The following is a 23,601-nucleotide window of genomic DNA, read 5'->3' as shown; positions in this document are numbered from 1 at the left end:
CCTCACCCCACGGCAACAACTGTTACCAATGGACATATGTACGATAGCGTGACAGAGACCTGTATGGAATTCCCCAGTCGGAGTGACCTGGACGATCTCATCGAACCGCAGCCATTGCCGTCGTTTGCCCGTGTCCGGTACGAACCGGAGACGACGCGGATCGACGACCCCGCGGCCGCCGCACGGTCCGAGGTCGCCGATCTCACCCTGTCAACACTCGACCCCGGCGCGAGAGTCGCGGTCGGCGTTGGGAGCAGAGGAATTCACGCACTCGACGAGGTCGTCCGCGCTGTAGTGTCGACACTCGACGACCGGGGGTTCGAGCCGGTGGTCGTCCCCGCGATGGGAAGCCACGGCGGCGCGACGGCAGCAGGGCAGCGTGAGGTACTCGCTGCACTGGGAATTACCGAAGCGAGCGTGGACGCACCTATCGACGCGACGATGGAGACACGAGAGTTGGAGACCGTGACGGTCGGCGAGACACCGACGACCGTCCACTTCTCGACAGCGGCACTCGACGCTGACGCTGTCGTCGTCGTCAACCGCGTGAAGGCGCACACGAACTTTACCGGCCCGATCGAGAGCGGGCTCTCGAAGATGACCGTCGTTGGCCTCGGCAAACAGCGTGGCGCGAAGAGTTTCCACTCGACGGCCATCAAAGAGGGGTACGTCGAGACGCTCGAAGCGGCGCTCGACGTCATCAGGGAGGCGGTCCCATTGCTGGCGGGTGTCGCCCTCGTCGAGAACTTCGAGGAGGAGACGGCGCACGTCGAAAGCGTCGAAGGAGAGTCGTTCACCGACAGGGAGCCCGCACTGTTGGAGTGGGCGTACGACGAGATGCCGACACTCCCGTTCGACGACGTCGACTTCCTCGTCGTCGACGAACTCGGCAAGGAGATCTCCGGCGCCGGGATGGATACGAACGTCATCGGTCGGTACCGCGTGTTGAACGCCCCCGACCCCGAGACGCCGAACGTCAAGCTACTCTACGTCAGAGGGTTGACCGAGAAGACGAAAGGGAACGGAAACGGTGTCGGTCTAGCAGATATGACGCGTCAAGCCGCGATCAACCAACTTGACCTCCAGAAAGCGTACGCGAACGCGCTGACGAGCGGGTCCATCGCGAAGATACAGCTCCCAGTCGTCGCGCCCGACGACGAGTTCGCGATTCGCGCCTCGTTGGTCGCCCTCGGTGGGTACGACCCGGAGGCGGTCAGAGTCGTCTGGATACGGAACACACAGGATTTGACCGAGTTCCGTATCTCGGAGGCACTCATCGACGAACTGCCGGCGACAGCACAGGTCGTCGCCCGCGAACGACTCGCGTACGAAGACGGGACGGCGTCGTTCGAGGCGTGGAACAACGACCGACCGTAGAGCGGTGAGGGTAATGCGCCGCAAGTGGGGCAGTCGTACACTTATCAATGAGGTAAGAGACCGCCCCCTTCGGAAACGTTTTCAACATCATCCTGATTATTGGTGACATGGACCTACAGATAGACGGGAACGTCGCACTGGTCACCGCGTCGTCCAGTGGACTCGGTAAGGCGTCGGCGAAGGCACTCGCTCGCGAAGGTGTACACGTGGTCATCAACGGACGTGACGAGGAACGGCTCGCCGAGGCGGAGGCCGAAGTAGACGACATCGGAAGCGGCGACGTCCTCGCTGTCTCCGGAGACCTCACGAACCCTGACGACATCCAGCGACTCGTCGACGAGACGGTAGAGACGTTCGGCCGACTTGATCACCTTGTTACCTCCGCCGGCGGACCGCCCTCCGGCGCGTTCCTTGAGACCGACGATGACGACTGGGAACATGCGTACGACCTGCTCGTGATGAGCGTCGTCCGTCTCGCGCGTGCGGCCGAGCCATACCTGAAGGAGGACGGCGGCGGAACCATCGTGACGATTACCTCGCGAAGCGTGAAGGAGGCTATCGACAGCCTCGTGCTCTCGAATTCCGTCCGGATGGGCGTCATCGGACTGGAGAAGACGCTCTCAAAGGAGTTCGCCCCCGACATCCGGTCGAACGCTGTGCTTCCCGGCCCACACGAGACATCCCGAATTCGCGACCTCGTCGAGGCTGCCGTCGACCGCGGCGACTACGACAGCTACGAGGAGGGACTCGCTGACTGGGGAACGAACCCGCTTGAACGCATCGGCGACCCGATGGAGTTGGGGAACACCGTCGCGTTCCTCTCCTCGCCGCAGTCGGGCTACATCAACGGCACCGCGATTCCCATCGACGGCGGCTCCACGGGAGCGAACTTATGAAGCCTGTTCCGTTTGACGACGCCGAGACGTACGAACCCGAAGACGAGTGGCGGCGCGTCTCGATGGCCGGGAGCGACCAGTTCAGCTTCGAGTGGTTCGAGAAGCCCCCGGGCCACTCTTCGCCGATGCACGACCACGAGAACGAGCAAGTCTGTCTCTGCCTCCAGGGCGAGCTCACCGTCGCCACCGAGGACGACTCCGTCACGCTCCAGCAGTACGACTCGGTGCTCCTCGAGTCAGACGAACCACACCGCGTCGAGAACACGGGTAACGAGTTCGCCGTCGGCTTGGACGTGTTCGCTCCCGGCCGGTCGTTCGACTTCTGGACGGAGCGCGAGGAATGAAGTTCCTCGCGCGGACAGTAACGGGTCGGCCGCTGCTCGGCGACGAGGCGGGGTTCGTCGACCTTCAGTCAGTCCACCCTGAATTTGACAGCATCTCTGACGCTCTTCCGCACGCCGCAGACGAGACGCTCGGCGACATCGACGACGCGACGGCAGAGCGAGTACCGGCAGAGACAATCTCGTTTGGGCTACCGCTCGAACAATTCGGGAAGCTCTGGGGTATTGGACTGAACTACGAGGAACACGCCGGCGACCTCGACGAGGATCGACCGACGGAGCCGGCGAGTTTCATGAAACCGTCGACGGCGCTCACCGGTCCAGGTGGTCCGATACGTCTCCCGCCGACGTCGCAGTCCGAGCGGGTGACCGCCGAGGGCGAGTTGGGAGTCGTCCTCGGTCGGACGTGTCGGGACGTCGACGAGGCGGACGTCGACAACGTCGTCGCCGGCTATCTGCCCGTCATCGACATGACCGCGGAGGACGTCCTCCAGCGGAACCCGCGGTTCTTGACCCGGTCGAAGAGTTACGACTCCTTCATCGTCGTCGGACCGGCTATCGTCGTTCCCGAGGAACGAACCGACTTCGAGGACCTGACGGTGCAGACGATCATCAACGACGAGGTGCGAGCCGAGAACCAAATCAAGAACATGCTGTTCTCACCGGCTGAGCTCATTTCGTTCCACTCGAAAATTATGACGCTGCAGCCCGGCGACCTGATAAGTACTGGAACCCCAGGTGCGTGGCCCATCGAACCAGGTGACGATGTACGGACTGCCGTGGAATCGATCGGCTCCGTGACTGCACCGGTCGTTCGGTAGATTACTGCCGTGGCCATTTACGTTTCCTCCCGGGACGCTACCCAGATGGTTTCTTACCAAGAGACCAGTAGCCCGCTCAATCAAAAGATATAAGTCCTCGACTGAGATAGTCACCAATGCTAACTAAAGACAATAATGGTCGATGATAGCATACACCGCCGGAAGTTCTTGTATGGAGCCGCAACTGCGAGTATCGCTGGTTTTGCTGGCTGCACCAGTGGTAGCGGAGGCGACGGTGGGTCGTCTGATGGAAACGCGTCAGGGGACGGCAGCAGTGGAGACAGTAATGGCGGCGGCGGCAGCATGTCGCTCCGCGTCGGTACCTCTGCGGGTGGGACAAAGAACGTCGGACTCGCTGTCGAGCGGGCGGTCAGTCAGAACAGTGACGAACTGAGCTACTCGACCGTAGAGAGCCCGGGGTACGTCGGAACTATTTACCGGATGGCACAGGACCAGTTCAACGGTGGGATCACCGACAACAACTCACTAACCAAGGCACTCGACGACCGTGGAAGCTTCGCCGAGAAGTCGGTCGACGAGATACCCTACTACGGGTTCTACGCGTTCCCATACAGTATCTACGTTGTTGCCCGCAACGGGACCGGCATCGAGACGTTCGATGACCTCGCTGGCAAGAATGTTTATCCGGCAGAACCGGGCTACTCGACACGGGCGACGACGCTCGACGTCTGGTCCCAGAAGCCGACGAAGGGAATCTACGACAAGATGAACATCCAGAACATGGGTGTCGGCGACGCGCCGGGGGCGATGGAGGAGGGGCGAATCGACGCCGCCATCGCGTACGGAACTCCCGGTGCCGGCTACACTGGCTGGGTGACGGAGTACGACGCCCGTGTCGACGTCCACTACGTCGAACCAACCGACGCGCTTAAACAGTCTATCGAGTCGTACGCCGGTGCTGGCTCCTCGGAAATTTCCGTCGACGAGTGGGGCATGCAACAGGACATCCAGACCGACCAAGTGTTCACGTGGGACCTCGAGGTCAACTACACGTTCACACCGGAAGCGAGCGAGGACGCAGTGTACGAACTCTGTCGCGTCGTCGACGAGCACAACGACGCAGTCAACGAAGCGGAACAACAGTTCAACGACTTCGAGTCAACGTCGGATATGCTTGGCTCTGCGCGGAAGCGGATTCCGGTCCACCCCGGTGCGGCGAAGTACTACAAAGAGAACGACGCGTGGGACGATAATCTCTCGGTCGGTAAGTAAGCAGAACCCGAAACATCTGTGAAACTCGCCTTTTCGACAGACTGACCACCAAAGATATACAATGAGTTCAAACACAGAGCAGCAGAGTAGTTTCGTAACGAGTGCCCTTCGAGGGTTAGACCTGAGTGTCACGGTCAGCGCGATTGTGTTCTGGCTCATCGTTCTCGGCTGGGCGTACACACAGGATATGTCGCGTGTAAAGTACGGCGTCATTTTCGTCGGTGCAATCCTGAGCGTGTACGCCCTTGACCAGACGCGACAGGCGCTCGAAGAGGGTGACAGAACCGATGCGGCGGTGCTGCTGCCGGCAGCAGTTATCCTCATCAGCGCCTCTGTCTACTTTACGATGAACTTTACGCAGGTGTATGTCATGCAGCAGGGGTACGCCCTTGAACACGAGTACATGCTGGCACGGATCATCATCCTCTCGATCCTCTATCTCACGTGGCGCGAGTTTGGGAACCTCTTTCTCGGACTCGTTGGCGGCGCGATAATATATGGGGTGTACGGCAACTACGCGCCGGGTATCCTGAACCACGGGGGAATGACGGAATTGACACTTCTGCAGTCGCTCGTCACCGACCTCTACGGGTTCTACGGGAGCCTGACGCAGCTGACCGCCGCGTGGATCGCTCCGTTCCTGCTCTACGCCGGACTCCTGTTCGGCTACGGTGCGTTCGACCTGATTCTCCGGGTCGCCATCCAGTCAGGTAAGTACATCGAGTCCGGCGTCGCCCAGACAGCCGTGCTCGCGTCCGCGGTCATTGGGTCTATCAACGGCTCGTACACGGCGAATGCTGCGATGACCGGTTCGTTCACGATTCCGACGATGAAAGACAGCGGGATGGCACCGCATCGAGCCGCCGGTATCGAGGCGGTCGCGTCAACATCGGGGCAAGTGCTCCCGCCGGTCATGGGTGCCTCGGCGTTCGTGATGGCCTCGTACCTGCAAGTCGCCTACCTCGACATCGTCACTGCCGGTCTCATCCCAGCAGCGATACTCGTCGCCTGCATCGGTATTGCAGTCCACTACGTCGCGATCAGCGACTCCAGTAGTCAGGAGATGGACTTCTCAGAGTTCTTCGACGACGAACTCTCGACGAAACAGAAACTGTTCGAGACCGTCCGGTTCGGTATCCCGTTCCTCGTGCTTATTTACCTGCTGGGCGTCGCTCAGTTTACGGTGATGACCTCGGCACTATGGACGATCGTCTCGATGGTCATCTGCGGCGTCACTGTCCCCGTAATTCAACGATTAGTCGACCGCTCGGACACGTCGCCGACGACCGAGTTCGTCGACCAACTTCGAAACACTGTCCGCGGGTTCCGCCGGGGTGCCATCATCCTCGCACCTATCGCCATCATCCTCGTGGCGGTCAACGGCGTTATCGACATCTTCAGTGTCACGGGCGTCCCGAACAAGATTGCACTCCTGTTGATCGACCTTTCGGGCGGCGTGCTGCTGTTCGCCGTTCTCCTCGCGATGCTGGTGGCCATCCTGATGGGTGTCGGCATGCCGACGGTCGCCGCGTACGTCATCGTCGCGATTCTTATCGCACCGACGCTCGTCGCCGATTTCGGCATCCCGGACATCACGGCTCACTATACCGTGTTCTACGCCGCCATCCTGGCTGGAATCACACCACCAGTTGCCACGGCGGCGGTGGTCACCGCCGGTATCGCTGGCGCGAACTTCTGGCGTGTCTGTGGCGCGGCTATCAAGATTTCCGCACCGCTGTTCATCCTCCCTATCGCCTTCGTCTACAACCCAGCGATGATTTCGATGGATCTCACCATCGGCGGTCTCGTCGCGGGGACGTTGGTGCTGATGGGCGGTATCATGATGATCTACGGGCTCAACTACCCCTTTGAGATGCGCGCTGGACGTCGCATCCTGCTTCGGCTGTTCATGACCGCCATGGGTGTCTTCGTGATGGTCTACCCGGGGCAGTTGGTAAAACTCGCCGGCACGCTCGTGTTCCTCGGCATCTTCGTCGCCGAGAAGATGGTGACGAGCGGGAAACGTCTCCCGTTCACCAAGGGGGTCGACCAATGAGTTCGACCGACGGCTCGACCGAAGACGTCGGTGGGTTCGAGGAGTTCGTCCCGGCGCCGCTCATGCCGGTGTGGATCCGGTTACAGACGGTGCAAGAGTTCCGTGAGACACATGGTGACTCCTACACGAAGGTGCTCGAAGGCATCGTCGCCGCCATCCTCACCGGCGGCTATCTCTTCTGGCTCTTCCTCTATTTCACCGCGTAACCTGCCACCTCGTGGCCGGTTTCGGTTTTCGCGCTGCTCCGAGTGGAGATGTAACCCGAGAGACGGATCGAAGAAGTCGAGAGGCCTCGCAGTCAGTATCCGTGCCACTTCGCCGCACGCGGTACGTCGTGTGGGATGTGATACGCGTCTTCGGCGACGTCGTTCAGATACGACCGGAGTTTTGGGGCGAAATCGGGGTGTGCACAGTGCTCGATGATACGTTCTGCTCGTTCGACCGGCGAACAACCACGGACGTCGGCGACGCCCTGCTCGGTGACGAAGACGTCGATGTCGTGTTCGGTGTGGTCGACGTGGAACGTCATCGGGACGACGCGTGAGACGTCCTCCCCGTGGACGGACGGCAGTGCACAGACGGAGACGAGCGAGTTCCGATTGTAGTCCGCAGAGCCGCCGACACCGTTTATCATCCGCCGACCGCCGATGTGTGTCGAGTTGACGTTGCCGTAGATGTCGACTTCGATGGCGCTGTTGACGCCGACGACGCCGAACTGGTCGATGAGTCCCGGGTGGTTCGCGACGTCTGCGGGTCGGAGGACGATGTCCTCGGCATACCGCTCGATGTTCTCAAAGAGTCTGGTCTGTCCCTCGGCGGTGAGCGCCATCGACGTCGCACTCGCACACTCCAGGCCGCCGGTGTCGAGCATGTCGAGCAGGCCGTCTTGAATTAGCTCACCGTAGTAGACCACGTCGCGGTCGCCGAAGTCGAGTTCCTGCAGTTCGCCCATCAGGGCGTTGCCGAGCGACCCCACGCCGAACTGGAGGTGGACGGCGTCGTCGAAGACGGGCGACCGCTCCATCTCCGTGGTGAGAAATGACCGGAGGTTGGCGGCGATAGCCAGGTCGTCGTCGGTTGGATCCCGGAACGTGTAGGTCGAATCCTCCCGGTCGGTCTCGACGACGCCGACGAGTTTCGCCGGGTCGAACGAAACGTACGACTCGCCGATGCGCCCGTCGGGTTCGGTGAGTGGAACCGGACCCCGGTTCGGAGGGGCGTCGGGCCGATAGACGTCGTGAAGTGCCTGGAGTTCGAGCGGTTGACAGTGGTTCAGTTCGACGAAGAGTTCGTCCGCGGCCTCGACGAACGCGGGGACCTGCCCGAGCGACGTTGAGGGGATGAACCACCCCTCACCGACGGCGACCGCCTCGACGACGGCTACGTCGGCGTCGACCATCCCGCCGTACTGCACCTCGTCACCGATGGACGACGCGTTCCGGTCGCTGAAAGCGACCTCGCGTTCGTTGGTCGCCGCGCGTGCGACACGCGACGACTGATAGGAGAAGCGCCGCTCGACGGCCCCGGCCTTGATGAGGTCGACGTCGATCTCTTCGCCGACGTTGCCGCTGTTGACGACGGTCAGCTGAAGGTCGCGTATCGAACGGGCAAGTGCGAGTGGTATCTCCTTTGGGTAGCCGACGCTCCCGAACCCACTCGTGAGCACCGTTGCGTCGGCGTCGACGTGTGCAGCGGCTGTTTCGGCGTCGACGAGCGGGAGATCTCCGTGGATGCGCTCCGTGACCGGGCCCTCTCCGAGCAGCAGTTGGTCGGTCATACTCTCACCGGGTCGGTTCGTCGAGCGCGTCGGCCGGTCGGTTCGGTCTGCAAGTCGATGGTGACGGTATCACCGTGAGTTAGTCCGTACATCGTTCCGTTGAGGTTCTGCGAGCGGGTACCGTCGCTCCGCGACCGGTCCGATGGGGCGTCATCGTCAAGTCCAGAGCGTAGCGCTCGCTGGCGCACAGCCAGTCGCCCGATAGCCTGCGCTGGACGGCCGGTTGCGTGGCTCGCTCGCAGTGGTAGCGTATAGTTACGGGCTATGTGTAATAAACGATATGGTGGATCCAGCGGGGGTTCGAACCGACGACCGAATTATATGCGTCCCCGACAGAACACCAGTATGGAGTACGAAGAGGTGCGGTTCGAGGTAGCCGACGGCATCGCGACCATCACCATCGACCGACCGGACGTGTACAATGCGTTCACGCGGACGACCATCTTGGAGTTGAACGACGCCGTCCGCCGGGCAGGAGCGGACGATGACGTGTACTCGGTGATTCTGACGGGTGCAGGGAAGGGATTCTGTGCCGGAGCGGACACCACCAAGATGCCCGACTGGGACGACCAGTCGATGGAAGAGTACGGGGCGTACCTCTGGATGATTCAACAACTCGTCTCGAAACTCCGGTCGATGGCGACGCCGTCTATCGCGGCGGTGAACGGGCCGGCTATCGGTGCCGGTTGTGACTTCGCGCTCGCGTGTGACCTGCGGGTCGTCGGCGACGAGGCGGTACTCCGCGAGGGGTTCGTCAACATCGGGCTGGTGCCGGGCGACGGCGGTGCGTGGCTGCTCCCGCGACTCATCGGCGAGTCGAAGGCCCGCGAGTATCTCCTCACCGGCCGCGACATCACGCCTGAAGCCGCCGTCGACATCGGACTAGCAGTCGAACAGGCTGACGACGCACTCGTTGCGGCGCGAGCATTGGCTGAGGAGATCGTGAACAAGCCGGCGACGGCCGTCCAGCACACGAACAGCCTCGTCGACCCTACCCGGAGCTTCGAGGAGTACTGCCAACTCGCGGCCGAGTACCAGTGGGACTGCGTAACCGACCCCGAACACCAAGAGGCGGTCGCCGCGTTCAACGAGGGCCGAGAACCCGAGTACGACCGTGGCCTCGGCGAGTAGAACGACTATCGGTCCGAGACGGCGGGGACGCCCTCTTGTTTCAGTGCTCGGGCGATAGTGTTCTTCTGAATTTCGTCGGTTCCGGCGGCGATACGGCGACTACGGGTCAGCCGATAGAGGTACTCGAGCGGGTGGCCCTGCTGGTAGGCACGTGCGCCGACAATCTGGACCGCCTCACTGACAACGCGTTCGGCCATCTCAGAGCAGTGCAGCTTCGCGACGGACGTCTTGAGTCGAGGCGGGGCGTGGTCGGTCCCGTGGGAACTGGCGGCCGTGTTGTAGACAACGGCGTTCGCCGTCTCGACCTGCCGGTACATCTCTGCAAGTTTCCACTCGATACCCTGAAAGTCGTCGATAGATTGGTCGAACTGCTCTCTGTCGGCGGCGTAAGACAGCGCAGTCTTCAGACCGGCAGTCGCCCACGCGGCTGTGAGAATCGAACTCCCGAGTCGCTCCCAGTTGAGCGAGACGAGCTGTCGTCGGAACCCCTCTTCGCCGCGGGTGAGGACGTGTGACTCGGGGATAGGGACGTCGTCGATACGGAAGTGCGTCTGGCTGTAGCCTGCCATGTTCGTGTGTTCTTCGACGACTTCGACACCGGGGTCCGTTAGGTCGAGCACGACCGACCCCAACCCCTCCGGGAATCGGACCCACGTGACGGCGACGTCGGAGAACGGAATCCCACCGACCCACGTCTTTTCACCGTTACACACCAACTCACCATCTTCCTCAGTGACAGTAGTGCTCATCGAACCTACGTCGGAGCCGGCCTCCGGTTCGGAGATCGCGATGGAGATGTGCCCCTCGCCCGCAGTGACGTCCGGGAGATAGCGTTCTTTGACCTCTTCGCTTCCAAAGAGGTCGATGGCCCGCGGGGCGACCATACACTGCATGTACGTGAACCAGCCCGTGTCGGGGCAGACCCGGCCGACCGCGTCGGTCAACAACATCGCCGCGAGGTCCGAGCGCCCACCACCCCCGTACTCCTCGGAGATGGACGGACAGAATAAATCCGCATCTGCGAGTGTCTGAAGGTTCTCCCACGGGAGGTCACCTTCCCACGTGTATGCGTTGTTAGCGAACGTTGCAGCGACATCTTCGGCCCGTTCGGCAAATTCGCGTTGCTCTTGCGTCAGCGCTTGCATCACCGGTAGTTATGGGTGGTATGTAATAAACAACCGGCCTGTATCGCCGTCCGACGGAGAGCACCAAACCGAGCGACACTGTACTGACGAGTGACGTCGGTCAGTCCGTCTTGGCTGCGATGGTCTCAGCGACGTACTCGCCGAACGGGAGCGACGATGTTAGCCCCGGAGAGACAGCGTTGAGCACGTGGACCGCGTCGTCTGTCTCGATAGCCAGCGGATCTTTGACCAACTCACCGTCGTCGCTCACGAGCTGTGCACGGATGCCTGCGTAGCTCTTCCGTAAGTCTTTCGCGCGAACCTCCGGGACGAGCCGTTGGGCCGCCTCGGTGAACTTTTCCTTTCGATAGGACTTGTTCAGTTCCGACCACGCCACGGAGAGCATTGTCTTCGACTTAAGGAGCTCTCTGAACCCGTCATATCGGAGTGTCTCGGCGAGTTCCGATGGGTTGAGGTCAGTGTTGTCGTACGCTTCGCGACCGAACGCGAGGACGGCGTTGGGACCGACGATTACTTTGCCGTCTGTCCGTCGGGTGTAGTGGACACCGAGAAACGGCAACTCGGGGTCGGGCGTCGGATAGATCATCGTCTGACAGAGGTCTGTCTGGTCAGGTGTGACTTCGTAGTACTCACCGCGGAAGGGAACCACCTGATAGCCGTCGCCGACGCCCACTTGCTGTGCTAGCGTGTCAGCGTGGAGGCCGGCTGCGTTCACAAGGTATGCCGTCTCGATGATACTGTTACTTGTCGTCAAGTGGTAGCCAGACGGCGTCTCGTCGATTCGCGAGACGGCGTGACCTGTGTAAAGGTCAACATCGTTCTGTTGAACCTCTCGTGCGAGCGCGTAGACGTACTGCTGGGAGTCGACAGACGCCGCCTCGGGCGCGTAGAGGGCCGCCTGTCCGACGGCGTGCGGTTCGTGTTCCCGTATCTCCGCCTGTGAGTTGAGTCGTTCGTACGCGACCCCATTCTCGTCAGCCTGGGAAGATAGAACGTCCAGTTGGGCTTCGTCTCGGTCGTTTTTTGCGACGACGAGCACACCGAGCTCCTCACACGGAATCCCGTGTGTAGCACAGTACTCTTTCATCCGTTGTGTACCCTCAGTTGCGAACCGCGCTTTCTCCGAGTCGGGTGGGTAGTTGAATCCAGGGTGGAGGACGCCGGAGTTTCGGCCGCTCTGGTGTGCGGCGAGGTGGTGCTCCTTCTCTACGACGGCGACGTCGAGGTCCGTTTGCTCTGAAAGATGCTTGGCAGTGGAGAGACCGACGCAACCGCCACCGACGATGGTGACGTCGTGCTGAATCATTGCGAACTACGCACACAGTGGGACGACTGTGCAATAGCTATGTCGCTCCAGACAACGTTCACCCGTTCTCTCTCGTCCAAGACATCCAATTAGTTCCATCTCTCCAAGAATATCATAATAACATCCACAATCAAGTTAGCCATCTAGTACATAGAAAATACCACTCAACTAAGTACGGTTTTGACTATTTTCTTGTGTTATGATCTAAAAAGGTCAGAATATATCTCGAACTAAGACAGATATTGGCAGCACAGGTATGAGTGGAAAATAGAGTAAGGCCAAGTTAGCCCCCCTAGTAACAAGAGTAAAGAACAAATAAAGTAAAAATTTTTTATCTTGATAGAATAAATTAGATTCCAAAAAATTATAGTATACCTCGAATATTTGGTGAGGGTAATCGTATGTGGCGCTCCAGCGGAGTAGACCAGATAGATAACTGACAACCTTGTCTCACTGTGGCGACAGGGATGGCCTCGGAAGGCCCCAAGTGAGCCTAGGAGGTCGGTCTACAGCTCTTGATCTTGCTGAACCAGCCGTATCGAGATGTGGCAACCTAGTTGGACACAGAACAATAATATCGCTGCCCTTCTGATTGTGTTCTATGGACGACAAGGATCTTCGAATTCTTAAAGCGGTTGGAACACTCGAATCAGGAAGCCCCGATAAGATAGCCGAAGAAACCGGAATTCCGAAATCGACTGTTCACTACCGTCTTGACAGATTACAGGAAGAGGGGATTATAAAGAACGACATCTTCGATATCGACTTCAAAAAGGCGGGACTCAACCTCACCCTTGTCACGGAAGTCTGGGCCGAATATGGCTCTGAGTACCACAAGCAGGTTGGTGACAAACTTGGTGATGTGAACGGTGTCAACCAAGTGTATTTCACCCTCGGCGATACCGACTTCGTTCTAATTTCGCATCTTGCATCCCGTGGGATGGTTGAAGACCTCGTCTCGGAATTCGAAGAGATAGACGAAATCTCAAGAACTAGTTCGATGTTTGTTATTACGACGATCAAGGACGAACCGAACCCATTCAACGACTACGATCTTGAGAGTCTGAAAGACGCACTTCTCCCGGACCTCTCATAGCGAGAACCAATCTCAAGCGGCTATCCAACCCGGATCTCAAGCGGCACTTCTTATCCAAAAAAGTTCGCGCGGGTACTATCTTTCCAATTCGTGAGCGCTCATGTGGGCTTTTGCTTCACTTTGCGTGGGAAGGCCCCCTGCAAGTATGAGAAGAACACCGCCGAGCAGACTCCAGAGTGCGACAATAGCCCATTCGTAGGGCCACGAGAGTGCTGAAGGCGATCCGGGGAGGTAGAGTCCAATAAAGAAGACTGTCAAGACCAACCCGAGTGCACCGACGACATACCCACCGGGAAGTCTAAACGGTCTGTTGAGTCCAGGGTTACGGTATCGCAGAATCAGGAAGGAGATTACCACGAGGAACCACGCCGTGACCATCCCGAGACCGCCGGCGTTCACAATCCATACAAGCATCTGTTCGCCGAACAGCGGTGCGAGCGCAGCGAGAGCGCCGACGAGGACGACTGCCGTTGACGGCGTGTTGTGTTCTGAGTGAATCGTTGCAAGAGAGCCAGGCAACATGTCCGACTCGGCGAGTGCGTAAATCGCTCTGCTCGCGCCAAGCACAAACCCATTCCAACTCGTGAGAATCCCAGCAAGTCCGGCGAGTGCCATGATTCGTCCGATGATTTTACTGTTGAACGCAATTTCCATAGCAGTCGCTGCGGGGAGTGGACTCTCAACGAGCGTTGTTCCTGTGGCGACCTGCCCTGCCGCCCAAATCACCGCAATATAGAATGCAGCGGCACAGGCAACTGAGAGGCCGATGAGCCCTCCGAGCATTTTCGGGGAAACATCGGCCTCACCCGCCGCCTGAGGAATTACGTCGAATCCAACGAACATGAAGGGCGTCATTATCGCCACAGTAAACACGCCCCCAATTCCGGCGTTCGCAAACGGCGGTGACGATGGTGAGGTCCCGTTGAAGAGTGCTCCGAGTAAGAGCGTTAAACCAGCAAGTGTGATTATAAGCGCAAGAATCGCTTGAAACTGTGCTGCTGGACGGACGCCACGATAATTGAGATAGGTGATAACTACTGAGCCCACGACACCCGTGAGAACCCACGTTCCGTAGACAGGTTGACCAGCAATCGTCCACAGTTCAAAGACGTTGAAACCAGGGACAATGTACGCAAGTGCGCTCGGAAGTGCGACCGCTTCGAAGGCGACGACGCTAACGTAGCCAAAGATAATCGCCCATGTGCAGACGAATGAGCCTGCTGGCCCGAGTGCACGCATACTATAGACGTGTTCACCGCCGACGAACGGCATCGCCGAGGCGAGCTCACCATAGATGAGCGAAACGACACTCACCATAATACCTCCAAGAACGAATGCCGAGATTGCTCCGGTAACACCACTTTGATCAATGAAATAGCCTGTCTGAACAATCCAACCCCAACCAATCATTGCGCCAAGCGCGAGTACAAAGACGTCGCGTTTTGAAAGGACGCGTGAGAGTTCACCAGTCATGGTTATGTGCGACACTCTCACAGTCAAACTTCCCCACTATATATCTTTCTGTGTCCAATATTCGACCCGATTTATAAACACAGTCCAGAGATCGGTTCTACCACGGAATCCAATTTAAGGGAAACTCGACGTCAATCCGATAGAGGCACGACAGCTTTCTCTTTAGCGAACCCACAACAGACGAGTGAAAGAGCAGGAGTTAGGTATTCGATACTGTTGGATGTGTCGTCAACTCGTTTTCTTTGGGACGAACTCGCGGGTAGCGTGGTGGAAGAGTTTTGTTCCACCGCTCTTGTGTAGCACATTGTTGATGGAGAGCCATCTTGTGATTCTGTGGTGCAGTCGATGAGACGAGAACCGAATCGTTGGGAGTGTCAGCCGGTCAACCTCTGTTCCGACTCGGCTAGAGAGATCGGTATCAACAATCTCCGACAGATGAGCGTTGTTCCATAGCCGGACGCCTATGGGGGCGACTCGTTGTATCAGTCTACTTTCGTCAGTTCTGAACCCTTATTCTGGACTGTGTCCGGTTTAGAATATTTTATTAGGATTCAATCCTGACTAGTGCTCGATGCAGGAACAGAAGACAAACCGGTCTGTCGAGGCTGCCTACGACGACCACGTCATGCCAATCTGGAAATCACTGAACGTTCCAGTGAAACGAGCATCAGGCTGTACGCTCGAAGATTTCGAGGGCAACGAATATCTCGATGTGTTTTCGGGAATTTCGGTGACGAACGTCGGACATGGGAACGAAGCTGTCGTTGAGGCTGCAACCGCCCAACTTGAGGAGTTTGTCCACGGTTGTTCGTATGTGCATCCGAGTGAGCCGGTGGCCGATCTCGCCGAAACGATTGCTGATATCACACCAGCGAACCTCGAGAAGAGCTTCTTCTGTAACTCAGGAACAGAAGCAGTCGAAGGGGCAATCAAACTCGCACGAAAATACACCGGATCTAAGGAAGTCATCGCCCTCGAAATGGGATTCCATGGGCGTACGCTCGGGAGCCTGGCTTTGACAGGGAACAAGGCGTACAAACAGGGAATGGCCCCAACAATTAACGATGTTGCTCATACTGCGCCGCCGTACGCATATCGCTGTCCCCGCTGTAACGGTACCCGGTGCGGCGCCAGCTGTGCCGACGAACTCGAACGGGTCATCGGTTCACATACAAGCGGCGACCTCGCGGCAGTTATCGTCGAACCTGTTATGGGCGAAGCCGGTATTATTGCTCCCTCAGAAGCATGGCTCAAGCGTGTTCAAGAGATTGCTCACAACCACGGAGCACTTCTTATTGCAGACGAAGTCCAGACCGGCTATGGTCGTACCGGGAAACTATTCGCAAGCAGCCACTTCGACGTCGAACCCGACATTCTGACGCAAGCGAAAGGCATCGCGAATGGACTCCCACTTGGGGCGTTCACCGCATCAAAGGAAATCGCAGACGCATTCGAGGCTGGTGATCATCTTTCGACGTTCGGCGGAAACCCCGTCGCGTGCGCAGCTGCACTGGCTACCATTGATGAATTGCAGGGTGGGATCGTCGAGAATGCACGTCAGAACGGTGAGTGGCTTGCATCGAAACTTGAGACACTTGAGAAAGACTACGACGTCGTCGGTGAGACGCGTGGCCTTGGATTGATGCAGGGTATCGAACTTGTAGAACCGGGAACGACTGGTCCGCAGAACATCGCTCCTCGACCGGACAGTGAGCTTGCATCTGCTGTTAGCAAACACCTCCGTGAAGAATCGAATGTCGTGATGGGTGTTGGTGGATATTACAAGAACGTCATGCGCTTCCAGCCCCCGTTGACGATTTCACGCACTCAGCTTGGAGACGCAGTCGAAGCGCTTCAGACGGCGCTCGAAAGCGTTTCCTAAAAGTAAGGTTACATCGCCCGAGCAGTCATTCGATTTTTCGTCATCGGCAGGGACGTCCACTCCTTCTCGTACTACTTGACCCCGAGGGTGAATGCCGGCATGTGGTCACGTGGAAGATAGAGATTTGAACGCAGCGAAGAACATTCTTTCTCGCGGTCGTCAGAAGGTAGGGGCGGGACGCTCCGAATCAATGCCTGTGCAGACTGCGCTCCCTGTGTTGGCTCCATTGCAGGTGAATGCAAAGCGCGTCGTGGAAGCAAGAAGCCCCGAGGCTTGACCTCGGGGCAGGTTCACAGCAGTCGTCTCATGGGGACCATACGGGCACTGCTAGAGTTTTGACATCGAACTCTATTGGTGTATGGGAGTCGCTGGGGGTTTGATTCTGAGTTGGTTCAGGAGTACGCCAAATTCAATTCGAGTTCATTGACGATACTTCGGACAAGATCTGGAATCTCTGTCTCGAATCGATCGCCGGTGATTCGATGTGTCGGTCCGGCAACGGCGAACGCACCAAGTACGTCGCCTTCCGCCCCCGTGACCGGAACCGCCACAGAACGAAGGCCCTCTGTGCTTTCTTCACTGTTGAATGCGACGCTGCGTTCTCTAATCTCGGTGAGCTCATCGAATAAGACCGACTCGTCGGTAATTGTATGTGGTGTTGCCTCTGGGAGCCCGTGTCGGTCGACGATTTCATGGATCCAGTGGTCGGAGTATTGGGAGAGAATAGCCTTTCCCGCCGCAGTCTGGTGCATATGGAATCGACGACCAACCCGCCCGCGTGAGTAGACTCCACCATGGCTGACTTCACGATAAAGTACAACTGTCCGCCCACGTTCCTCGACTGCAAATTGGGCACTTTCCCCGGTTTCGTTGGCGAGATCTCGGAGCTTGTGCTTTATTTCACTCGACCCAGGGATCTGCGCACGGACGTGTGCACCGAGGTCGAGATAGCGGAGGCCAAGCCGATACTCATCACCCTCTTTCACCACGAAATCGTATTTCATAAGTGAGCGAAGATGTTTGTGTACTGAACTCTTTGAGAGATCGGTTACATCGGCTAACTCAGTTACGCCCGCTCCATTTCTCTCTCGCAACGCTGTAACGATAGCGAACGACGTGTCGATGCTCTGTATCGTCGATCCTCTCGATTCTGGGTCTGTACCTCCTGGCTTCCAGTCTTTCATCGATCTACTAATCTCACTCGGACTGTAAAGTAGTTCCCTATTAGGAAACAATTCTCATTTTCGTTTCTTGTTAGTGAACACAGACCGAGCACCCACAGGCTGTCAGATATCTTCGCTCTGGTGACGGAGACAGTAAATTGAGCAACGTCATTCGCTAACACTGCCGGGCGAACTCCGCGGACCCCATTAGAGACACTGAAAATACCTAAATCGACGTTTCATGGTCGCTAATGGCGTTTGGTTATATGTGTCCAATCTGCATTGCAAAAGATGATGAGTTCGACAGCAGGACAAACAGTGCGGTCACTGGACGACATTGAGGTTATCGTCGATACCGACTTTCATCTGACGGAGCGTCAAGAAGACATACTCCCATACTTGGAAAGTCCGTTCGACGAGATGTTGAATAGTCAAGGAGGAGATGACTACGGATATCTCGGCCGTGTCTACCCAACTCATGGGATGGTGTACTCGGTGACGATGGGGAAAGCCGATTCTGAGACAGTCAGAACACCTGAGGATATTAAAAAAGGCAAAAACCTCATTGAGTGGGATAAAGCTGTTATCACGCCGACTCAGAACCTCTACTTGGGTGCCGTTCACCACGACGACTTGGCTGCAGCACTTGCGACCGCGTACAACAACTGGTTGCTCGACGAAATAGTCGATCCCGATGAGGGACTCTACGGTGCCGCACTCGTGGCTCCTCAGAAGCCAATCAAGGCGGCAGAAGAGGTTGATAGACGGGCTAACGAGGATGGGATCGCTGCAGTGATGATTCCAAGCGGGTCTGTTGATCCTACTCTTGGTAACGAGAAGTACTACCCGCTTTACGAAGCCTGTGAACGAGCGGGACTTCCGATAAAGATGCACAACGCTGCTGGGACGATGATGACCCGGTTCCCCTCGACGTGGAAATCGCTGAATCGGGCGCTACCCGTTCATGCAACGTCACACAACATGATGCATCAGACGAATATAGCGGATATGTTGACTCAGGGCGTCCCTGAACGGTTCCCTAATCTCGATTTCATCGTTCAGGAGTCCGGTCTTGGATGGTATCCATACTTTATGCGTCGGTTCGACCACGACTACATGGGGGCAAAGTGGGATGCACCCATGCTGGATAAGTTACCAAGTGAATACCTGAAAGATCAGTTCTATCTTACCAGTCAACCCGTCGAAGGACTGGACGACCCACAATACCTCAATCAGATCATCCGTCTCTTCGAGGGAGAGGACAATCTGATGTTCTCGTCCGACTATCCGCACTTCGACTTCGATATGACGGATGAACTGCTGAAGATTCTCCGCTCGGAATTCTCCAGCGAAGAAATTCAGAATATCTACGGCAAGACCGCAGATCGGGTGTACGATTTCGACTAACCATGGGAACCAAAGATACTCTCAAGACGACTTCTGAAACAGACAACCTACACCACGTCATCGCTGTCGATGACTTCGAAGAAGGTGACCGGGTAATCGTGGACATCGAAGGAAGAGAAATTGCTGTCTTCCACTCGAATGGGGAGTTTCACGCACTCTCCAACTACTGTACCCATCAAGGAGGACCAGCCTGTGAGGGGTTGTTGAGTGGGACGCTTGACGTCGATGACGACGACGAGTTGATTTGGTCTTGTCAAGACGAAATTGTGGCTTGCCCCTGGCATGGATGGGAGTTTGATATCACCGATGGGAAACACACTGCGAGTGATACGTATCGACTCCCGACATATGACGTCCAAGTCGTCGACGGCCAACTGTACGTAGAGCTATAACGACGGATAGCCTACCAGAGGGGACTTTCGGAGACGAGCCCCTAGTGTTGTGACACGACTCATCTTGTATCGTCATCCCTTGGCGGCAGCATGACTCTGTACAATTACCACACACAGTGAAAACACTCGATACAATGGCTCAACAAAAAGACATTAATATAGTAATTGATGGCACCGACCCGACGAACTGGTTAGACTGTGATGACCCCTACGAGGACGTCAACACTGAACAACTTCCAAATTGGTGGACAGATGCAATCAAGGAATTCAGAGAACACGATCTCAAGCCGTACAAACCTCCTCGATTCACTGATGACGTAATTGTCCCGCCAGTGGTTACACAGCTGGAGTCCTCGTACGATATCGACATTCGATTTATGGGTGTTGGTGTCAAGTATGGTGACTCTTGGGAAATCTACGTGGATGATGAAGTCATATCAACTGTCAGTCGGGAGCGTACATCTGACGCATACACCCGCTATGAAATAACGAGCGGCGAATTCCAACGAGAAGTCTACAATCATGTGAATGAAAGAAAAGAGGGTTCAATCCCTCATCCGGACTCATTGCATACGATTCGTTCGGATGTGAATCGCGAATGAGCTTGGACTCCTCATCGCCGCTGCTACGCACAATTGATGGTGACGTGGACTTCAGCGAACAGACACGGCTTCTGTATGCGACCGATGCTAGTATTTACCGTGAGACTCCTGCTGGAGTGATTGCCCCACGTTCTACGACAGATGTGTGCCAAATAGTTGAGTACGCACGGAAAATGGAGACAAGTATCACGCCCCGTGGCGCTGGCAGTAGTCTCACTGGCAATGCAATCGGTGCGGGTATCGTGGTAGATTTCGAGCGCTACTTTGACAATATTGTTGATGTGAATCCAGACGGCCGGACCGTCACTGTTCAACCCGGTGTCGTCCTCGATAATCTTAACGCCCATCTGAAAGAGTATGGGTTATACTTTCCACCTGACCCAAGCACATCGGGCACCTGTACAATCGGTGGGATGGTTGCAAACGATGCAGCCGGTGCTCACTCTGTCAGACATGGAACAACCCGTGATAACGTCCAAAGCGTAGAGTGCGTTCTCGCTGACGGTACCGTTGAACGATTCGAACGGCTATCAAGTGATGATGTGGCGAGTAAGTGTGATCGCGACGACCGAGTCGGTGAAATCTACCGAACCGTCCGCGATATTGGAATTGAGTACGTGGATGAGATTGACGCACGGTATCCCGATGTTGATCGTAACTCGAGCGGGTATGATCTCGATACGGCCATTGGCCAGGATGGATCGTGGGTTGACCTCTCAAAGCTCATCACCGGTAGCGAGGGTACACTAGCCGCGATTACCGAAGTTACACTAGAGGTTGCTGAACGACCTGAAACTCGCATTGCAGCGCTCGTCTTTTACGAAGATATCATTACGGCAGCCGACGCTGTCCCGGGAGTACTTGAGGCGGATCCGAGTGTGGTTGAACTTATTGATGATGCCGTTCTGGGGTACGCCCGCGAAGCGTGGGGCATTGATCTCGTTCCTCAAAACACAGGAGCTGCTCTCCTTATCGAGGCTGAAACCACGGCCGAACTGCAAGAAACTCGTCTCGAAGAACTCGTCTCAGCGGCGACTACAGAAAGCACTGTGAGTGTCGAACGTGCTATCAACGACGCTGCACAAAACGACATCTGGAAAATTCGGAAAGCCTCCAACCCACTATTGAACCGCCAACCCGGCGACGAACAAGCACTTTCGTTCATCGAGGATGCAGCCGTTCCTCCCGAACAGCTTGCTGAATATCTTGACCGCGTAGGTGAAATCCTCGCCGCCCATGATCTTCGAGCATCAGTGTTCGGTCACGCTGGTCAAGGTGTCCTTCACATCAAGCCTTTTCTCAACCTGAAGACTCAACAAGACCGAAACAAACTCCGATCTGTTTCTGAACAGGTTCACGACCTCGTGTTGGACGTTGGTGGCTGTGTGAGCGGTGAGCATGGGGATGGCAGATTACGGTCGACGTATCTTGAGTCGATGTACGGGGAAGACCTCTACGCTGCATTCATTCAACTGAAGAGAGCCTTCGACCCGGACGACGTATTCAATCCCGCGAAAGTCGTCCCGACTCAAGACGGCTCCCTTGCGGAGGTTGACGACGAATTACGATACGATAACTATAGTCCCGAGCCGATAGACACTGCACTATCGTTCGACGAGGAGAACGGGTTTAGTTCGCTTGTTGAACAGTGTAACGGATGCTCAAAGTGCCGGACAACAGATGCGGGTGTGATGTGTCCATCCTATCGTGCTGTCGAAGCCGAAAGCACAACTACACGCGGTCGAGCAAACATGCTGCGTGAAGCATTAAACGGTACGCTCGGTGAGGACGCCATTACAAGCGATTGGTTCCAAGAGGAAGTGCTTGAGCTCTGTCTGTCGTGTAAGGCGTGCGAGAGAGAGTGTCCAACTGGGACAGATATCTCGAAGTTGAAGACGGAGGTAAAACATCAAAAGCATCAAAAATCCGGAGTACCGCTGCGGTCACAGTTGTTCGGAAACGTTCGGACGCTCAATCGACTTGGGAGTCTATTTACACCGGTTTCGAATTGGCTAGCAGATTCCAGGCCGGCACGGTGGCTAATGGAGAAAGCATTGGGGATCGACCAGCGACGTGAATTACCAGAGTTTGCGAGCGAGTCGCTGGAAGCTTGGTTCCAATCATATACGCCATCCAATCAGTCGAACGAGAATGGGGAAGTAATTCTCTTCGCTGACTGCTACACGAACTACAATCATCCTGAAGTTGGTCAAGCAGCGGTTGAGATCCTTGATTACTGTGGGTATACTGTGGAACTGTTAGAAACAGCCTGTTGTGGCCGACCAGCACTCTCGCAGGGGATGGTCGAGAAAGCACGTGCAGACGCAGAAACGAACGTGGAACGGCTCGGGGACCGTGTGGCAGAGGATGTTCCAATCTTGAGTGTCGAACCATCCTGCGTGAGTGCTCTGGAAGAATATAGTGACTTAGTCGACGACCCCCGAGGAATTCCAACAGTTGCCCGAACCGTCGTTGAATTTCTCCACCAAGAGGGCGCCCTTACACAAGTGGATTTCACACCGACTGGAGAGCGTGTCGCAGTTCACGGGCACTGTCACTCGAAGGCCCGCGGAAGAGACCAGGCTCCCCTTGAATTGTTACGTACTGCAGCGTTCGAGGTTGAACCTGTCGAATCAACTTGTTGTGGAATGGCCGGTGCATTTGGCTATGAAGCCGAACACTACGACCTCTCTGTGTCTCTCGGTGATGAGCTTGCGACAAAGCTTGATGCCATTGATGCAGACCATGTGGTTACAACTGGTGCTTCCTGTAGCCAACAAGTTGCTGAGCGATATGCCCAATCGACCCATCCATTGGTTCTATTAGCCGACTGTCTTGAGCGCTGAGACATGAATACGCGTGCGCGCGAGTTATTCACAAATTAGCGTTGGGAAACGAGAGGGGATCACGTTCTGGAGGAGGAGCAAAACAGAGGCGACTAGAATCGCTATCAAGACTGTCATCGGCGGATCGTGAGGCAAGATGTGAGTCTTCTGTGAGTGAATTTTTAGGGTCTCTGAGCTATTCGGGTAATACGGTCCAAGCTATCTCGTCTTTCTATCCGTGCCAATTTCTATTTGACTTCTAATTCTTCTATTCTCTCTTTGATTTCTTTACTCTCTAATTCTTCTAATCGCTCTAATCCGAGTTTAACGATTAACGGGTAGTAGTGCCGTGTCTTCTTGATTGAGAGGCCGTAGTCTTGGTCGAGGTCGAGGTCGAGTCGTTTGTAGTTGTGGCTGAGCGATGACGCCAGGTCGCCGTTGAGATAGATCGAGTGGTTGGTCCACTCCGATTTGATGTTTACTGCCTTCTCGTTCTTTGAACTCTTTACCATCCGTTCCTTCTTTTCTTTCTTCTCTTGATTTTCGTTCTGTTCGTTCTCTGACTTCTCATCGTTCTCGTCATCGAACCGTTGTGCGAATCGGTCTTTTACCGAGTCGCCGGTCTCATTCGCCATTACGCAGTCACCTCCGCTTGTTCGAGGTCAATTGCCAGCTGCT

General features: G+C 56.4%; 20 protein-coding genes and 1 pseudogene. 15 read left to right on the top strand and 6 right to left on the bottom strand.

Translation table 11 applies throughout. The features are described from left to right. Positions 1–63: 63 nt before the first annotated feature. The 7 genes from BSG17_RS22985 to BSG17_RS22955 all read left to right on the top strand — a co-directional run bounded on the left by BSG17_RS22985 (position 64) and on the right by BSG17_RS22955 (position 6,930). The gene (locus tag BSG17_RS22985) at positions 64–1,377 is read left to right on the top strand and encodes a nickel pincer cofactor-dependent isomerase, group 22 (protein ID WP_089827740.1); all 1,314 of its coding nucleotides are present in this window, start codon (positions 64–66) and stop codon (positions 1,375–1,377) included. A gap of 107 nt (positions 1,378–1,484) precedes the next feature. Next, a complete protein-coding gene (locus BSG17_RS22980) occupies positions 1,485–2,273 on the top strand; it encodes an SDR family oxidoreductase (protein ID WP_089827725.1) in 789 nt (262 codons plus the stop codon). After that, positions 2,270–2,617: a cupin domain-containing protein gene (locus BSG17_RS22975; RefSeq protein ID WP_089827724.1), complete on the top strand. Its 348-nt coding sequence runs from the start codon at positions 2,270–2,272 to the stop codon at positions 2,615–2,617. The genes BSG17_RS22980 and BSG17_RS22975 overlap by 4 nt, the downstream gene beginning before the upstream one ends. Next, a complete protein-coding gene (locus tag BSG17_RS22970; protein ID WP_089827723.1) occupies positions 2,614–3,435 on the top strand; it encodes a fumarylacetoacetate hydrolase family protein in 822 nt (273 codons plus the stop codon). The genes BSG17_RS22975 and BSG17_RS22970 overlap by 4 nt, the downstream gene beginning before the upstream one ends. Positions 3,436–3,570: 135 nt before the next feature. Further along, a complete protein-coding gene (locus BSG17_RS22965; RefSeq protein WP_089827722.1) occupies positions 3,571–4,668 on the top strand; it encodes a TAXI family TRAP transporter solute-binding subunit in 1,098 nt (365 codons plus the stop codon). Between the two features lie 61 nt (positions 4,669–4,729). Next, positions 4,730–6,724, top strand: coding sequence for a TRAP transporter permease (locus BSG17_RS22960; protein WP_089827721.1), 1,995 nt, complete (start codon positions 4,730–4,732; stop codon positions 6,722–6,724). After that, positions 6,721–6,930 carry a hypothetical protein gene (locus tag BSG17_RS22955; protein ID WP_089827720.1) on the top strand — a complete coding sequence of 70 codons (210 nt, stop codon included), beginning with the start codon at positions 6,721–6,723 and terminating at the stop codon, positions 6,928–6,930. The genes BSG17_RS22960 and BSG17_RS22955 overlap by 4 nt, the downstream gene beginning before the upstream one ends. Positions 6,931–7,022: 92 nt before the next feature. On the opposite strand, the gene BSG17_RS22950 is transcribed toward BSG17_RS22955, so the two are convergent. Next, a complete protein-coding gene (locus tag BSG17_RS22950; RefSeq protein ID WP_170864928.1) occupies positions 7,023–8,501 on the bottom strand; it encodes an acetyl-CoA hydrolase/transferase C-terminal domain-containing protein in 1,479 nt (492 codons plus the stop codon). A 345-nt stretch (positions 8,502–8,846) separates the two neighbouring features. On the opposite strand from BSG17_RS22950, the gene BSG17_RS22945 reads away from it, so the two are divergent. Further along, the gene (locus tag BSG17_RS22945) at positions 8,847–9,632 is read left to right on the top strand and encodes an enoyl-CoA hydratase/isomerase family protein (RefSeq protein WP_089827719.1); all 786 of its coding nucleotides are present in this window, start codon (positions 8,847–8,849) and stop codon (positions 9,630–9,632) included. A 5-nt stretch (positions 9,633–9,637) separates the two neighbouring features. Here the strand turns inward: BSG17_RS22945 and BSG17_RS22940 are convergent, their stop codons facing one another. Beyond that, entirely contained in the window at positions 9,638–10,777 is a 1,140-nt protein-coding gene (locus BSG17_RS22940; protein WP_089827718.1) for an acyl-CoA dehydrogenase family protein, read from the bottom strand. Positions 10,778–10,877: 100 nt separating this feature from the next. Next, the gene (gene lhgO / locus BSG17_RS22935; protein WP_089827717.1) at positions 10,878–12,083 is read right to left on the bottom strand and encodes an L-2-hydroxyglutarate oxidase; all 1,206 of its coding nucleotides are present in this window, start codon (positions 12,081–12,083) and stop codon (positions 10,878–10,880) included. Positions 12,084–12,684: 601 nt separating this feature from the next. Between lhgO and BSG17_RS22930 the strand changes: the two genes are divergently transcribed. Next, a complete protein-coding gene (locus tag BSG17_RS22930; protein ID WP_089827716.1) occupies positions 12,685–13,179 on the top strand; it encodes an Lrp/AsnC family transcriptional regulator in 495 nt (164 codons plus the stop codon). A 75-nt stretch (positions 13,180–13,254) separates the two neighbouring features. On the opposite strand, the gene BSG17_RS22925 is transcribed toward BSG17_RS22930, so the two are convergent. Next, positions 13,255–14,667, bottom strand: coding sequence for an APC family permease (locus tag BSG17_RS22925; protein WP_211609302.1), 1,413 nt, complete (start codon positions 14,665–14,667; stop codon positions 13,255–13,257). A 556-nt stretch (positions 14,668–15,223) separates the two neighbouring features. Here BSG17_RS22925 and BSG17_RS22920 point away from each other — a divergent pair. Beyond that, positions 15,224–16,534 carry an aspartate aminotransferase family protein gene (locus tag BSG17_RS22920; protein ID WP_089827714.1) on the top strand — a complete coding sequence of 437 codons (1,311 nt, stop codon included), beginning with the start codon at positions 15,224–15,226 and terminating at the stop codon, positions 16,532–16,534. A 94-nt stretch (positions 16,535–16,628) separates the two neighbouring features. Continuing rightward, positions 16,629–16,811 (top strand): annotated as a pseudogene (locus BSG17_RS28080) (RNA-guided endonuclease InsQ/TnpB family protein); the annotation flags it as partial. A gap of 115 nt (positions 16,812–16,926) precedes the next feature. On the opposite strand, the gene BSG17_RS22910 reads toward BSG17_RS28080, so the two are convergent. After that, the gene (locus BSG17_RS22910) at positions 16,927–17,718 is read right to left on the bottom strand and encodes an IclR family transcriptional regulator (protein ID WP_089827713.1); all 792 of its coding nucleotides are present in this window, start codon (positions 17,716–17,718) and stop codon (positions 16,927–16,929) included. A 273-nt stretch (positions 17,719–17,991) separates the two neighbouring features. Here BSG17_RS22910 and BSG17_RS22905 point away from each other — a divergent pair, with 273 nt between their 5' ends. The 4 genes from BSG17_RS22905 to BSG17_RS22890 all read left to right on the top strand — a co-directional run bounded on the left by BSG17_RS22905 (position 17,992) and on the right by BSG17_RS22890 (position 22,944). Then, a complete protein-coding gene (locus tag BSG17_RS22905; protein WP_089827738.1) occupies positions 17,992–19,104 on the top strand; it encodes an amidohydrolase family protein in 1,113 nt (370 codons plus the stop codon). A gap of 2 nt (positions 19,105–19,106) precedes the next feature. After that, a complete protein-coding gene (locus BSG17_RS22900) occupies positions 19,107–19,496 on the top strand; it encodes a Rieske (2Fe-2S) protein (protein ID WP_089827712.1) in 390 nt (129 codons plus the stop codon). A gap of 134 nt (positions 19,497–19,630) precedes the next feature. Continuing rightward, the gene (locus BSG17_RS22895; protein ID WP_211609300.1) at positions 19,631–20,098 is read left to right on the top strand and encodes a hypothetical protein; all 468 of its coding nucleotides are present in this window, start codon (positions 19,631–19,633) and stop codon (positions 20,096–20,098) included. Then, on the top strand, positions 20,095–22,944 hold the full coding sequence (locus BSG17_RS22890) for an FAD-binding and (Fe-S)-binding domain-containing protein (protein ID WP_089827711.1): 2,850 nt from the start codon (positions 20,095–20,097) through the stop codon (positions 22,942–22,944). The genes BSG17_RS22895 and BSG17_RS22890 overlap by 4 nt, the downstream gene beginning before the upstream one ends. A 227-nt stretch (positions 22,945–23,171) precedes the next feature. On the opposite strand, the gene BSG17_RS22885 is transcribed toward BSG17_RS22890, so the two are convergent. Further along, a complete protein-coding gene (locus BSG17_RS22885) occupies positions 23,172–23,558 on the bottom strand; it encodes a DUF8160 family protein (RefSeq protein ID WP_089827710.1) in 387 nt (128 codons plus the stop codon). Between the last annotated feature and the right edge of the window lie 43 nt (positions 23,559–23,601).

Origin of the sequence: Halogranum amylolyticum (assembly GCF_900110465.1) — an archaeon.
GTDB classification, from domain to species: Archaea; Halobacteriota; Halobacteria; order Halobacteriales; family Haloferacaceae; genus Halogranum; species Halogranum amylolyticum.
This window is presented reverse-complemented; position numbering and strand designations above follow the sequence as displayed.

Coding starts and splice junctions, on each gene's coding strand:
- BSG17_RS22985 (WP_089827740.1), top strand. CDS start 64: ATGGAATTCCCCAGTCGGAGTGACCTGGACGATCTCATCGAACCGCAG.
- BSG17_RS22980 (WP_089827725.1), top strand. CDS start 1,485: ATGGACCTACAGATAGACGGGAACGTCGCACTGGTCACCGCGTCGTCC.
- BSG17_RS22975 (WP_089827724.1), top strand. CDS start 2,270: ATGAAGCCTGTTCCGTTTGACGACGCCGAGACGTACGAACCCGAAGAC.
- BSG17_RS22970 (WP_089827723.1), top strand. CDS start 2,614: ATGAAGTTCCTCGCGCGGACAGTAACGGGTCGGCCGCTGCTCGGCGAC.
- BSG17_RS22965 (WP_089827722.1), top strand. CDS start 3,571: ATGGTCGATGATAGCATACACCGCCGGAAGTTCTTGTATGGAGCCGCA.
- BSG17_RS22960 (WP_089827721.1), top strand. CDS start 4,730: ATGAGTTCAAACACAGAGCAGCAGAGTAGTTTCGTAACGAGTGCCCTT.
- BSG17_RS22955 (WP_089827720.1), top strand. CDS start 6,721: ATGAGTTCGACCGACGGCTCGACCGAAGACGTCGGTGGGTTCGAGGAG.
- BSG17_RS22950 (WP_170864928.1), bottom strand. CDS start 8,501: ATGACCGACCAACTGCTGCTCGGAGAGGGCCCGGTCACGGAGCGCATC.
- BSG17_RS22945 (WP_089827719.1), top strand. CDS start 8,847: ATGGAGTACGAAGAGGTGCGGTTCGAGGTAGCCGACGGCATCGCGACC.
- BSG17_RS22940 (WP_089827718.1), bottom strand. CDS start 10,777: ATGCAAGCGCTGACGCAAGAGCAACGCGAATTTGCCGAACGGGCCGAA.
- lhgO (WP_089827717.1), bottom strand. CDS start 12,083: ATGATTCAGCACGACGTCACCATCGTCGGTGGCGGTTGCGTCGGTCTC.
- BSG17_RS22930 (WP_089827716.1), top strand. CDS start 12,685: ATGGACGACAAGGATCTTCGAATTCTTAAAGCGGTTGGAACACTCGAA.
- BSG17_RS22920 (WP_089827714.1), top strand. CDS start 15,224: ATGCAGGAACAGAAGACAAACCGGTCTGTCGAGGCTGCCTACGACGAC.
- BSG17_RS22910 (WP_089827713.1), bottom strand. CDS start 17,718: ATGAAAGACTGGAAGCCAGGAGGTACAGACCCAGAATCGAGAGGATCG.
- BSG17_RS22905 (WP_089827738.1), top strand. CDS start 17,992: ATGAGTTCGACAGCAGGACAAACAGTGCGGTCACTGGACGACATTGAG.
- BSG17_RS22900 (WP_089827712.1), top strand. CDS start 19,107: ATGGGAACCAAAGATACTCTCAAGACGACTTCTGAAACAGACAACCTA.
- BSG17_RS22895 (WP_211609300.1), top strand. CDS start 19,631: ATGGCTCAACAAAAAGACATTAATATAGTAATTGATGGCACCGACCCG.
- BSG17_RS22890 (WP_089827711.1), top strand. CDS start 20,095: ATGAGCTTGGACTCCTCATCGCCGCTGCTACGCACAATTGATGGTGAC.
- BSG17_RS22885 (WP_089827710.1), bottom strand. CDS start 23,558: ATGGCGAATGAGACCGGCGACTCGGTAAAAGACCGATTCGCACAACGG.